Here is a 12,817-nt window from a genome sequence, read left to right on the forward strand (position 1 = left end):
CCGCAGCCGAGCATGACATACCCGCAGAAATGGACGAGAACGGGGTTACCGCTTTTGCAGCACGACGTTGCCGAGATGGCCGTTCGGCAGTTTGCCAGCGCGACCCGTGCAGCAGGCGGGACGGCGTTGTGCCTGCGTTTAATATAGGCGCGCGCCGGGTAAGCATATTGATTACGCGACACCCAATAGTTACTGACCAATGGGCCTGGCTAGAAACACTTTTCAAGAGGAGTGAAAGACTTGGACGACTCCAAGACCGACCCGGTGGATCACGACCGGACCACCCGCAAGCATGCCGGCGAAGCGATGAAGAACGGTTCGAACGCGTTCGGCATTCTCGGCGTGGCGGCGGGAGTGATCGCGCTGGTTTTCGGTTTAGCCTCGTTCGCGACCGGCCACGTTGCCGCGGGCGCGGTGGGAGTCGTGATCGGCGTGCTGGCCGGGGCAGCTGGGCTGGTGTGGTTGCGCCACACTCACCAGCAGGTGCGCGCAGCTGAACTTCGATGGCACGAGACGTATTCCGACCGGCCTGCGCCGCCGCCCAGTAGCTAGCCGCTGGCTTGCTGAAACAGGCTGGGGTCGTGGGCGCAGATAATCGACAGATCGGGGTCTGTTCGCCCGTAAAGTTCGGCGAGTCGATTCTGGTTTTCGTGCAACTGTGTGCGGCTGAACGCGAACAGTTCTTCCTGCGCCCGTAGTGCGAACGGGATGCGGGAGCGGTTCAGAGTCCCCTTGTGGTAGAAGGCATCTCCGCAATGCAGGATCCAGTGGCTCGCTGATTCGACCGCCACAGCCGCATGGCCACGCGTATGTCCGGGCATCGGCACCAACACCACGCCGTCGCCGATGATGGGCTTGGCCGCCGCGAATCCACGCCAAAGTTCGCCGCTGACAGCGTGTTCCACCAACTTGGGCCCGTGCGCCCACTGCACGCTGCGGTATCGGAGGCGCTCCCGCAGTGACGGAGCATGAACGGCGCCACGCGCCTCATCCGTCGTGACATGAACGAACGCGTCGGGAAAATCGGAGATGCCGCCGATATGGTCGAAATCGAAATGGGTCACCACGATATGGCGTACGTCAGCGGGACGGAATCCGAGTTGCTCGACTTGCCGGATTGCGGTTTCGGATTGTTGCAACACCGGCCGGATGACGTGGCGGAACGGCCCTATCCGGTTTGGATCAAGACAGTCCTGCATGCCGTATCCGGTGTCTACCAACACCAATCCGTCTTCGGTCTCGACGAGCAGGACGTGGCATACCAATGGGGCACCCGGCGAGTTCATGGTGCCGCAATTCAGATGGTGAACCTTCACTCGTCTTCTCCGTCCGTGGTGACTCCGAAGGTATTGAGAAAGTTGCAGACCAATTGATAGAAGCCGACGGTGATGGTGAAGTCGGCGAGTTGGTTGACCGTCAGGGTTTGCAGCGCGTCGGCACGTTCGGTTTCGCTTAGCGTGTGGTTGTCCAGCAACAGATCGGTGAGCCGCAACAGGATCGCTTTTTGCTCTCCAAGGACATCCGTCGATCCTTGTTCGGCGGCGGCGATTTCATCCTCACGAAGACCCGCGGCACGCCCGAATTTGAGATGTTGGTGTAGTTCGTAGTCGCTGCGGTACCGGAAACCTACCCGCAGGATGACGAGTTCCCGCCAAGTCGGCGGTAGCGAATTGCGTTCCATCACCGCCCCGGCCAGCGCCAGAAACTTCGGCGCCAAGGCGGGGGTATGCATGATCATCCTGACGATGTTCAGCGAACCCTTCCGGGTGGCCAGTTCCCGCAACTCCGGCGGTAACGCGTCGAGGTCGGGGTATGGTAGCGCACTCATCTCTCACCTCATCCCAAAGCCCGGATCGCTTCTGCGCCATCGCAATTCACTGTTCTCGATCACGGCGCCACATTCATTCTGCGTGTACAGGTAGAACTCGACGCCGATGCCGCCTTCCTGGCCGACCGTATACCCGACCGCCAGCGCCCCGACGTACCGGCCCGGGTAATGGACGAAAGCACCACGTACGGTGAGGCGTATGAAATACCTCGAGGTCGATGGAGTCGGCCAGGTCAGTCGTATTGGTTTGGGCACGTGGCAGTTCGGCTCGCGTGAATGGGGATACGGCGACGGCTACGCCTCCGGGGCCGCACACGACATCGTGCAGCGAGCCCGCGCCCTAGGGGTCACTTTGTTCGACACCGCCGAGGTCTACGGCCTGGGTAAGAGCGAACGGATCCTGGCCGAGGCACTCGGCGACGAACGTGCCGAGGTGGCGGTTGCCAGCAAGATCTTCCCGGTCGCACCGTTCCCGGCCGTAATCAAGCAACGTGAACGCGCCAGCGCGCGTCGGCTCAAACTGGACCGTATCCCGCTGTACCAGGTCCACCAACCCAATCCGGTGATCCCCGATTCGGTGATCATGCCCGGCATGCGGGATTTGCTCGACGAAGGCAAGATCGGCGCGGCGGGCGTCTCGAACTATTCGTTGCAGCGGTGGCAGAAGGCCGATGCCGCACTCGGCCGTCCGGTGATCAGCAATCAGGTGCACTTCTCACTGGCCCACCCGGAAGCTCTGGACGACCTGGTGCCCTTCGCCGAACGCGAGAATCGCGTCGTCATCGCCTACAGCCCGTTGGCGCAGGGACTACTCGGCGGCAAGTACGGCGTCGACAACCGCCCGGGCGGTGTGAGGGCGGTGAACCCGTTATTTGGCACGGAGAACCTGCGACGCATCGAACCGCTGCTGCAGACGTTGCGGGATGTCGCGGGCGAGGTCGGCGCCAAGCCGGCCCAGGTGGCGCTGGCCTGGCTTATCAGTTTGCCGGGTGTGGTGGCCATTCCCGGGGCCTCGAGTGTGGAGCAGCTGGAGTTCAACGTGGCGGCCGCGGAAGTCGAACTCCCCGCAGAATCACGCGATGCGCTGACCGCCGCGGCACGTGCCTTCAAGCCGGTGTCAGGCGCTCGTTTCCTTACCGACCTGGTACGCGAGAAGGTCGGTTTCTGAGCAGACCCACTCAGCCACGGATGCGAGACGGGTTTGGCCGACGGCTCAGCGGGGCGGTAAAACCGCCCGTGTCGTCGAAGCCGGCCCATTGCCCGTCGTCGTCGACTTCCATGCGCCAACCCGCCTGGTAACGACCGACGATCGATTCAGCAAACCACCGGTGCGCGTCCTCCGCGTTCTCGAAACACCTGGTCGCGATGATCGCGCCATGCGGATCGATGGCCCGAAACACTGTCATGACATGCGAGTATCCGCTGCCGACGGCTTTCAATCACATTTCAAACGCAGCCACGGCCTGCGACCAGTGGTCACTACACGGTGCGGGTGAGCCGGTCGGCGAGTAGTTCGGCAAACCGTGCCGGATCCTCCAATGCCCCGCCCTCGGCGAGAAGGGCTGTGCCGTAGAGCAATTCGGCGGTCTCAGCGACGGAGGTGTCGTCCGGCCGATCGGCGTGAGCCTGGCGCAGCCCGGTGACCAGCGGATGATTCGGATTGAGTTCCAATGTTCGTTTGCCGATCGGCACGTCCTGGCCCGACGCCTGATACAGACGCGCGAGTGCGGGCGTCATGCCGAACGCGTCGGTGATCAGGCAGGCCGGGGAATCGGTGAGGCGGGTGGACAACCGCACCTCTTTGACGTGCTCGTCCAGGGTCTCCTTGAGCCAGGTCAGCAGGTCGGCGAAGTCTTTCTCCTGCTCCTCACGCTCGGCAGCCGATGTCTCCTGGTCGGAATCCAGATCCACTTCGCCCTTGGCCACCGATTGCAGCTGCTTGCCGTCGAACTCGTTGACCAGTCCGACCCAGACCTCGTCCACCGGATCGGTGAGCAACAGCACCTCGTATCCCTTAGCCTTGAACGCCTCCAGGTGTGGCGACTTCAGCAGTTGCTGACGCGAGCTGCCGGTGGCGTAGAAGATCTGGGTCTGGCCTTCCTTCATGCGCTCGACGTACTCGGCCAGCGTGGTGGGTTCCTCTTCGCTGTGGGTAGAGGCGAACGAGGAGATCCGCAGCAACGTGTCCTGGTTGTCGCTGTCCGACATCAGCCCTTCTTTGAGGACTTTGCCGAATTGGGTCCAGAAAGTGCGGTAATCCTCGGGTCGCTCGGACTGGATGTCCTTGATCGTGGACAGCACCTTCTTGGTGAGCCGACGACGGATCGCGTTGATCTGCCGATCTTTTTGCAGAATCTCGCGAGAAACGTTGAGCGACAGGTCTTGTGCGTCGACGACACCTTTGACGAAGCGCAGGTACACCGGCATGAGATCTTCGCAGTCGCCCATGATGAACACGCGCTTGACGTAAAGCTGCACCCCGATCTTGGCGTCCTGATTGAACAGGTCGAACGGGGCTTGGGACGGAATGAACAGCAGCGCCTGGTACTCGAAAGTGCCCTCCGCTTTCATCGCGATGACTTCGAGCGGGTCGTCCCAGGCATGTGCGATGTGCTTGTAGAACTCCTTGTACTCCTCCTCGGACACCTCGTCTTTGGGCCTGGCCCACAGTGCCTTCATGGAGTTGAGGGTCTCGGTGTCGATGACAGTTTCTTCGGTGGTTTCCTCCGAGCCCTCCTCCACGCCCTCTGTGACGGGCACCTGAATTCGCCGCTCGATCTCCATCCGGATCGGCCAGGCGATGAAGTCGGAATACTGTTTGACCAGGCTCTTAAGCTTCCACTGCGAGGTGTAGTCGTGTAGTTCGTCCTCGGCGTCCTCGGGCTTGAGATGCAAGGTCACCGACGTCCCCTGCGGGGCATCCGCCACGGACTCGATGGTGTAGGTGCCCTCCCCGCTGGATTCCCACTTGGTGGCTTCGCTCTCGCCGGCCTTTCGGGTCACTAGTTCGACCTTGTCGGCGACCATGAACGACGAGTAGAAGCCGATGCCGAACTGGCCGATCAGCTCCTCTGATGCCTCAGAGTTGGCGGCGTTCTTCAACTGTTGCCGGAGTTCGGCCGTGCCCGACTTCGCAAGCGTGCCAATCAGATCCACCACCTCGGCGCGCGTCATACCGATGCCGTTGTCGCGAACGGTAAGCGTTCTCGCATCTTTGTCGACGTCGAGCTCGATATGCAGGTCAGAGGTATCGACGTCGAGGTCCTTATCCCGCAACGCCTCCAGCCGCAGCTTGTCCAGCGCATCGGAAGCATTGGAGATCAACTCGCGCAGGAAGGAGTCCTTGTTCGAGTAGACGGAGTGGACCATCAAATCCAGCAGTTGCCGGGCCTCAGCCTGAAACTCCAACTGCTCGACCTGCGCGTTCATCAGATTCCTCCTGCGACTTTCCGAAGAGTGGCCGGTCCTGAATTTAGCGAGAGGCTCATCACGCCCGCGGTCGGGGTCATCGAGGCGGCGGATCGGTGCAGCACCGGTCGGTTAGGCGGATACCACCGGCGTCCAACGCGCGGCCCGTCCGACAATAGCGACCAGAATTACTCAGCCCGGAAATGGTCGCGCTTGAGTCGCTTTCGCGTCGATGAGCCCGTCGACGACGTCGGCCAGGCACGCAAAGCCAGGCGCCACCGCCATATCGGCCGCAATTCGCCGACTCGCTTCGCGGTAGCAGGGCTGTTCGAGCACCGTCAGGATTTCGCGCCGCAACGCGTGCGGTGCGGGTCGCTCGGTCCGCAACCGGCGTCCGACACCGGCCCACGCCACTCGCGCGCTCACCTCGGGCTTGTCTTCCTTACCGCCGGTAGCCACGATCGGCACGCCGTAGCGCAACGCGTACTGCACTCCGCCGTAACCACCGTTGGTGACAAAGACATCCGTGCGCGGCAGCAGTTCGTCATATGGGAGAAACGTTGCAGCGCGGGCATTTTCGGGCAGTGGTGGCAGTGTGTCGAGCGGACGCCCGCCGGTGCTCACCACGACCAGCACGTTCTCGTTGGCCAACGCCTGAAGGGTCGGTGCGATGGCTTGGCGGTAATCGACGTTGGCGACGGTGCCCTGCGCGACATGCACGACGGGCCGGGTGCCGTCGAGGTCGGACCACCAGTCCGGCAGCGCGACCTGCGCGCCTGCGGCGCACAGCGGACCGGCGAAGTGCAGGATCGAGGGCGGATCCGAGCGTGGATACTCGAACGCGGGAACGGTGAATTGCACGAACGCGTCGACTCCCCCGTACCAGTCCATAAGTGAGTATGGGAACCCATTGCCGTGCACCTGGCGGTACAGGTCATCGCCAACATTGTTGGCACCGCGCAAGATTCGTCGCTGGATTGCGGCCAGCGCGGCGTTGCGGGTCCTGTTGCCCCAGCGTGCCGGCGGCAGGCCCATCCCGAACGGCGCCGTGTCGACACTCGGGATCGCCAGCGGTACGACGCCGCATACGACGAGGGGCGGACGCGTCGGCCGCGGATGCCCCAGGAAAAACGCGCCGCCAAGAAAGACCGGATCGACCAGCACGACGTCGGCCGGACGGGCGGCGTGGGCCGCGAGGAGCGCCTTGTACTGCGGCATCGCCGGACGCACAAAGACGTGTTCGAGATCGAACGCAATCGCCTTGGTTCCCTTCAACTTCGAGCGCTCCGGGAATTGGTCGAGGAAGCTTTCGTCGAAATCGGCGTCCGGGGGTAGCGAGATGTGCGACGCGCCGGTCGCGCTAACCCGATCGGCGAAGCGGGAACCGGTGATGAACCGCACGGTGTCACCGCGTTCGACGAATCCACGGGCCACGGGCAACAACGGTGAGACGTGACCTTGGGCGGGCACACTGCCGATGATTATCGATGCCATGGTGCGCCCCCTCGGCTCACACTTCGCTACGGTGTAGTAGTATTCATTACTGTGGCACAGCAGTCAATATCTAATCGGTCGTCGCGCAGCTATCGATCCGATCTGCGGCAACGACAGGCCGAACAGACCCGGTCGCGGGTGTTGGCCGCCGCCGCGGAACTCTTCGCTCAACACGGCTACGCCCGCACGACGTTGGCCAAGATTGCCGAAGCGGCCGGGGTATCGCCGGAAACCGTGCAGATCCACGGCCCCAAGGCGGCACTGATGGTCGCGGCGGCCGAGTACGCCGGGTTCGGTGTGGCCGGCGAGGAGAACATTCTCAATCTGGAAGTCGGTCGTCGACTTCTCGAGATCGAGGACCGCGACGAGGCGCTCGAGTTCCTCATTGCGGCGCAGGTCGAGGTTCACGAAAGAACGGGTCGGCTGGCCTTGGCGCTGTTCGCCGGCGCCGGCGCGGACGCCGAGTTGGATCGGTACCTGACCGAGTTCACCGCAAGCATCGACAGGAACATGGAGCGGATGCTGAAGGTTGCGCAGGACAAGGGCTGGCTGCGTGACGATCTCCCCTTCGACGAACTACTCGAGACAACGGCACTGATTAGCGGCGTCACCACATTTCTGCGTATCACCCACCGCGACGGGTGGAGCCTGGTCCGCTATCGCGACTGGTGCCGACGCATGCTGGCGGAGAACGTCTTTCGATGAGGGCTGGCGGCCACGCTGGGCGGTGACGAGCGTGCGGCGCCGTGGCGGACCGGAGCCCAAATGCGTAGATTGACTACCGGGTTGAGATTCCAGCCCGAGGAAAAGCGATCGGTGGTGGTCCGATCGATCTGCCGGCGCCGATGAATACGGATTTGATCCCATGACCGACGACTGGCCAAACCCGGCACCGCGGGCCGGCTCGGATCCAGACCTGGTGCCGGCCGGCACGCCCATCGACCTCGACAACTGCGCGCGAGAACCGATTCACATCCCGGGCAGCATCCAGCCACGCGGCGTCCTCGCGGTGCTGCGCGAGCCCGCTCTGGAGGTGCTTCATGTCAGCTCCAACGTCCACGAGCTACTTGGATGCACCGTCGAGTCCGTGCTGGGCAGACATCTGTCTGCGCTGATCGGTTCGGAACAGGCCGACCGCATCCAGCAGGCCGCCTCGACTTTCAGTGATCTCCGCCAACGCAACCCGATCGAGTGCGTTATCGATGTTGCCGGCCAACCGCGGCCGTTCGACGTCATCTTGCACCGTGATCCCGGCCGGATCCTCCTGGTCGAGCTCGAGATCGCCTATGGTGAGCGGCCGTTCTCCTTCCCGAACACTTATCAGGCGGTCCGCGGCTCGGTCGAGGAGCTCAACCGGGCGGCCACTCTGACCGAGCTGTATGACACCGCCGCACGCGCGGTCCGCGACCTCACCGGTTTCGACCGTGTAATGGTCTACCGCTACGACGCGCAGTACAACGGCGAGGTCGTCGCCGAGGCCAAGCGCGAGGATCTCAACTCATTCCTCGGCCTGCACTACCCCGCAAGCGACATCCCGGCGCAAGCTCGTGCCCTCTACGAGAAGAACTGGATCCGCCTGATCTCGGACGTCGACTACACGCCGACGCCAGTCGTGCCCAATATCGACCCCGCGAGCGGTACGCCGCTGGATCTCACCTACGCCACGCTGCGCAGCGTCTCCCCCATCCACCTCGAGTACCTGCGGAACATGGGTGTGCACGCGTCGATGTCAATCTCGTTGCTGCGCCACGGACGGCTGTGGGGCCTGATCGCCTGCCATCACTACGCCGGTCCCCATCTGCCGCCGTTCGGTACCCGGGCGGCGGCAGAATTCCTCGGCTCGACTCTGTCGCTGCGACTGGTCGACCGCTTCGAGGGTGACCTGCTCGAGAAACGACTTGCCGCACAGGCTCTGTTGGTCAAGCTCACCGCCGCAACGCTGGACGATCGCGAGTCGTTGTCGGCGGCGTTGCTCGGCGCACCCGACCTGCTTGACCTCGTGCCCGCAGACGGCGTTGTCGTCGACATCCAGGGCGATCGCCGACAACGCGGGTCGGTACCGCCACCGGAGATCGTGGCTGCCGTCACCGCGTGGGCACGCGACGCGGGCGAGGAGATCGCGAGCAGCGAGTGCCTGCCCGAGGAGCTACCGGCACTTGGTCTCGATCCGCAGTCGGCCGCCGGAGCGCTCGCGCTCAACCTGCCTGACGGGCAGTTCGTCGTCTGGTTCCGCCGCGAAGTGCTGCGGTCGGTGGATTGGGGCGGGGATCCACACAACAAAGCGATCGCGGTCAACGAAGGTGACGAAGTGCGGCTGAGCCCGCGCAAGTCGTTCGACCGCTGGCGCGAGATCGTCCACCAGCGCAGCGAACCATGGGCGCTGAGTGAAACCTCCTCAGCCGAAGCTTTGCGCCGCCAACTAGTCGAGTCGCTGTACCGCCGCACCCGAGGCGCGTTGCGGCTGGCCGAAACCTTGCAGCGCAGCCTGCTGCCCGAGTCGATCCCGACCCTGGCGACCTGGCAGCTGTCCGCGCACTATGAGCCGGCCGCCGGCGACAACGTCGGCGGCGACTGGTACGACGCGTTCGAGCTGCGGGACGGACGGCTGATTGTGCTGATCGGCGACGTCGCCGGGCACGGCATCACGGCCGCGGGCACGATGGCGCAGCTGCGTAACGCCCTGCGCGCGCAGTTGTTCGCCGGCGCGGCACCCGCGGATGCGCTCACCCAGCTCAATGACTTCTGCCTGCACATGTTGCGTACCGCGTTCGCCACCGTGATCGCGGCACGAGTCGATCTCGATTCCGGGCTGGTGGAGACCGCGTGCGCCGGCCATCTCATTCCGTATCTGAAGGAACCGGGGGCGGTCGTCTCGGCACCGATCCGACTGTCGCCGCCCATCGGTGTCCGGGGCGTGACGTACGAACCCAGCGCGTTCACCCTCGCGCCCGGACACGAGCTCGTCTTTTACTCGGACGGCCTGGTGGAACGGCGGGGTGAGGTGATTGACGACGGGCTGGACCGGCTGGCCGAGACCTTAGGCGGGCTGGGCGAAGCGTCAGCGTCACGCATCTGGACGGCGATGGCGCCTGGTGACACCGAAGATGACGTCACCATCATCATCCTGCGGCGGCCGGTGAACTAGCAGGCGTGATCCCGCGACTGCCCCATGGCTTGCAGGGTCTGCGGCGCGCTGGGGTGCACGGTCAGAACGTCACCCAGGCCACACGCGGCAATGATGCGTTCGATAGCGGGATCGACGCTGACAACCCGCAGGTCAACCCCGCGTTCCCGGCACAACTTGGCCACTTCGGCTAACGCTAGGAACGACGAGCAGGACATGAACTCCACGCTGTTCACGTCGACCATGAACAGCTGGGGCGTGGCGGCAAACGCCGCAGCCTCCGACAGCAGCAGCCGCCAAGTGTCTTCGTTGTACGCATCGATCTCGCCACCGACGTAGACGATCACCGCAGCTTCGAAGCCTTGCACGGCGGCGCGCAAAGTGCTTTGTTCGGCACCCAGTTCGGAAACCAGGCGCGGGCTCAACCGTAAGGGGGTGGCAAACACTTCGGCGACCGCAAGGCTCATGCTGCGCTCCTCAACCCACGATTTCGCAAGTCCACTGATGGTGAACTCGAATGCTTGAGCCCCTTTTCTGGAACCTGACGAGGTTTAGCCAGATCCGCCGCACTTGAAACCAAACGAGCCGCGGATGGCCGGATTAACTAGCGTGGCTGAGCACGAAGCCGGTGGGCGGGCAGCCGTGGAAACGAAGGCAAACCGTGGTGCCGTCGCGACCGCCGTCGATGGTGCAGACGTCGGCCAGCGCACGCATCAGCATGATGCCGCGGCCGCGTACGTTGTTGGCTACGAAATTGGGCTCCACCCAGCGGCCGTGGTCGCTGATGCGCACCTTGAGTTCGGAGGTGTCCGGGGAGTAGGAAATCTGCAACGTCATGCTGGGGGGACGATCGACGATTCGGTAAGCGTGGTCGACGCAGTTGGACATTGCCTCATCGGTGGCCAACACGATGTCGGCGAGGCGCTCCTCGTCCAGTTCCAAATGCCTGTCTAGCCAGCCACCGAAACCGCGTCGAAACGCCGAGACGGTATAGGAGTCAGCGGTCCCGGTACGCACATGCCGGAACTCGTCGGCGCCACCGGTGCCGAAGAGATCGCTTGACGGAGTACTGGTCACGAATTTCGGCTACCCGAATGAGCGCACGGATACACCTGATGTGATCGGTCCCGCAGTGATTTTCGGGCACCTGCGGGATATCGTGGCCGGTTCGTTACCAGCTGGGGCGCCAGAGGGGGCGCGGAGGCTCAGTCTTTGGTACCGACGGTGATCAGGTCGGAAAGGACCTGGGTCCAGATCGGGCGCCGAACGCGGTGCTGATCGCTGACTTTGAATCCCGCATCTTCGAACAGAGCCCGCATCTCCTTCGGGGCCGGATTGTGTTGCGGTTTCCACCGACTGGGAATTTGGACGAGCGGTTGCCGCGCACTCAACGTCGCAACAGCCACCAGACCGCCGGGGGCCAGCACGCGATGGAATTCGCGCAGTGCCGCTGGCTGGTCGAAAAAGTGGAAAGCGGAGGTCGTGACGACGGCGTCCAAAGCCTCGTCTTCGAACGGCAACTGCTCGGCCGGCGCCCGCAACCACTGCACCCGAGTGGATTTGGTGCGAGCCTGGGCCAACATGCCGTCGGACATGTCCACACCGTAAATCTCGGCGGGCTGTAACTCTCGCTGGATCCGCTCGCTGAGAATTCCCGTGCCGCAGGCAATGTCGGCGATCCTGCGCGCGTCATGGGCGCGCAGCTGCGCGATCACCTCGTCGTGCGGTGGCCGGTATATCCATTGCTGCAGAAATGGCAGGTCATAGGCGGGCGAAAGCACGCTCCACAGGCCCGTCACGGCGCCATTCAGCGTGCGACGCGGAGCGCTCACTTAGTCAGTACCGACGCGTAGTAGACGGTGTCGGCCATCGACACCGAGTCGTGCGACTGCGGGACGGCCTCGAGTCCCGCAAGTCCTATGTCGGCCAATAACTGGCTCATCTGCGTACCGACCGAGTGCCAGCCCAGGCCGTCCAGATAGATGGCAACGTCCTTGCGCTCCCCCTCAAATCCCAGTTCATCCCAATCCAGCTCGAAACCGTGATCGCGCCACTTGGCGGTCGACCGGCGCATCATTTCCCGGGATTGCTCGAGTTCCCGCTCCGGTCGGGGCGGGATCGCCTCCACGGCCAGCCGGCTGCCGTCGGCGCTGAGTGCGGTGATGTTGTCCATCAGAAGGTCTTGCGCTTCGGGCGGCAGATAGCCGAGTAGTCCTTCAGCGATCCACGCGGTAGGCCGGTTAGGGTCCAGACCGGCTTCGCGTAGTGCGGCGGGCCAGTCCTGGCGCAGATCGATGGCAACGGTACGCAGCTGTGTGGTTGGGGCAGCGCCCAGTTCGCTGAGGGTGTTGGCCTTGAAAGCGATCACCTCGGGCTGGTCGATCTCGAAGACTGTCATGTCGGCAGGCCACTCCAAGCGGTACGCGCGCGCGTCCAGACCGGAGGCCAGAATCACGGCCTGCCGGATGCCGGCTTGCACCGCATCGGCAAAGAACGCATCGAAAAAGCAGGTGCGGGCCGCCATCGCGGCGGGCATGTGAGCCAGTTTCCAGGACGACTCCTCGTCGTCGACGTCGGCGGCGGCGAGGTCGCCGGTGACCCAGCGCGTGAAAAAGTCGACACCGACGGCTCTGACCAGCGGTTCGGCGAACTGGTCGGTGATGACTGGGTTGTCTGCGTTGGTCGCGATCGCGCGAGCGGCGGCCACCATGGTTGCCGTCGCGCCAACGCTGGTCGCCAGGTCCCAGGTGTCGTTTTCTGTCCTTGGCACGAATTGCCTCCGATGTCGAACCGAAATATACTTAGCCAGTTTAACACTTAGCTAAGTTAATAACCGTTCGACGGCGCAGGTGTGAAGCAGCTCACACGGGGCTAATGACGCCCCGGGCCTCCCGGTCCACCCGGGCCGGGTATCGGGTTGATAGTCGCGTGGATCACCGTGATTCTGTTGACTCTGCACCAGA

13 protein-coding genes are annotated in these 12,817 nt (G+C 63.6%); 4 read left to right on the forward strand and 9 right to left on the reverse strand.

Annotation, left to right across the window (positions count from 1 at the left end):
* Window positions 1–240: 240 nt before the first annotated feature.
* On the forward strand, window positions 241–552 hold the full coding sequence (locus A5634_RS03180; protein WP_065142653.1) for a phage holin family protein: 312 nt from the start codon (window positions 241–243) through the stop codon (window positions 550–552).
* On the opposite strand, the gene A5634_RS03185 is transcribed toward A5634_RS03180, so the two are convergent.
* Window positions 549–1,316: an MBL fold metallo-hydrolase gene (locus tag A5634_RS03185; RefSeq protein WP_065142638.1), complete on the reverse strand. Its 768-nt coding sequence runs from the start codon at window positions 1,314–1,316 to the stop codon at window positions 549–551. The genes A5634_RS03180 and A5634_RS03185 overlap by 4 nt on opposite strands.
* Entirely contained in the window at window positions 1,313–1,828 is a 516-nt protein-coding gene (locus A5634_RS03190) for a carboxymuconolactone decarboxylase family protein (RefSeq protein ID WP_065142639.1), read from the reverse strand. The genes A5634_RS03185 and A5634_RS03190 overlap by 4 nt, the downstream gene beginning before the upstream one ends.
* 199 nt (window positions 1,829–2,027) lie before the next feature.
* On the opposite strand from A5634_RS03190, the gene A5634_RS03195 reads away from it, so the two are divergent.
* On the forward strand, window positions 2,028–2,996 hold the full coding sequence (locus A5634_RS03195; RefSeq protein WP_065142640.1) for an aldo/keto reductase: 969 nt from the start codon (window positions 2,028–2,030) through the stop codon (window positions 2,994–2,996).
* Window positions 2,997–3,006: 10 nt separating this feature from the next.
* Here A5634_RS03195 and A5634_RS03200 read toward each other — a convergent pair whose 3' ends face one another.
* The 3 genes from A5634_RS03200 to A5634_RS03210 all read right to left on the reverse strand — a co-directional run bounded on the left by A5634_RS03200 (window position 3,007) and on the right by A5634_RS03210 (window position 6,730).
* On the reverse strand, window positions 3,007–3,234 hold the full coding sequence (locus A5634_RS03200; RefSeq protein ID WP_065142641.1) for a hypothetical protein: 228 nt from the start codon (window positions 3,232–3,234) through the stop codon (window positions 3,007–3,009).
* Window positions 3,235–3,307: 73 nt separating this feature from the next.
* On the reverse strand, window positions 3,308–5,257 hold the full coding sequence (gene htpG, locus A5634_RS03205; protein ID WP_065142642.1) for a molecular chaperone HtpG: 1,950 nt from the start codon (window positions 5,255–5,257) through the stop codon (window positions 3,308–3,310).
* A gap of 171 nt (window positions 5,258–5,428) precedes the next feature.
* Window positions 5,429–6,730 (reverse strand): glycosyltransferase, encoded by a 1,302-nt coding sequence (locus tag A5634_RS03210; RefSeq protein ID WP_065142643.1) that lies wholly within the window; start codon window positions 6,728–6,730, stop codon window positions 5,429–5,431.
* Between the two features lie 51 nt (window positions 6,731–6,781).
* On the opposite strand from A5634_RS03210, the gene A5634_RS03215 reads away from it, so the two are divergent.
* Both A5634_RS03215 and A5634_RS03220 read left to right on the forward strand, forming a co-directional pair.
* Complete coding sequence (locus A5634_RS03215) at window positions 6,782–7,435, forward strand: TetR/AcrR family transcriptional regulator (protein WP_172831605.1); 654 nt, start codon at window positions 6,782–6,784, stop codon at window positions 7,433–7,435.
* A 160-nt stretch (window positions 7,436–7,595) separates the two neighbouring features.
* Window positions 7,596–9,875, forward strand: coding sequence for a SpoIIE family protein phosphatase (locus tag A5634_RS03220; protein WP_065142644.1), 2,280 nt, complete (start codon window positions 7,596–7,598; stop codon window positions 9,873–9,875).
* Here A5634_RS03220 and A5634_RS03225 read toward each other — a convergent pair.
* The 4 genes from A5634_RS03225 to A5634_RS03240 all read right to left on the reverse strand — a co-directional run bounded on the left by A5634_RS03225 (window position 9,872) and on the right by A5634_RS03240 (window position 12,624).
* Window positions 9,872–10,321 carry an anti-sigma factor antagonist gene (locus A5634_RS03225; protein WP_065142645.1) on the reverse strand — a complete coding sequence of 150 codons (450 nt, stop codon included), beginning with the start codon at window positions 10,319–10,321 and terminating at the stop codon, window positions 9,872–9,874. The genes A5634_RS03220 and A5634_RS03225 overlap by 4 nt on opposite strands.
* 133 nt (window positions 10,322–10,454) lie before the next feature.
* Window positions 10,455–10,931: an ATP-binding protein gene (locus tag A5634_RS03230; RefSeq protein WP_081290156.1), complete on the reverse strand. Its 477-nt coding sequence runs from the start codon at window positions 10,929–10,931 to the stop codon at window positions 10,455–10,457.
* Between the two features lie 128 nt (window positions 10,932–11,059).
* On the reverse strand, window positions 11,060–11,686 hold the full coding sequence (locus A5634_RS03235; RefSeq protein WP_065142646.1) for a class I SAM-dependent methyltransferase: 627 nt from the start codon (window positions 11,684–11,686) through the stop codon (window positions 11,060–11,062).
* Window positions 11,683–12,624, reverse strand: coding sequence for an SAM-dependent methyltransferase (locus A5634_RS03240; protein WP_065142647.1), 942 nt, complete (start codon window positions 12,622–12,624; stop codon window positions 11,683–11,685). Before A5634_RS03240 ends, A5634_RS03235 begins: the two co-directional genes overlap by 4 nt.
* Between the last annotated feature and the right edge of the window lie 193 nt (window positions 12,625–12,817).

It is taken from the genome of Mycobacterium asiaticum (genome assembly GCF_001673365.1).
GTDB classification, from domain to species: Bacteria; Actinomycetota; Actinomycetes; order Mycobacteriales; family Mycobacteriaceae; genus Mycobacterium; species Mycobacterium asiaticum_A.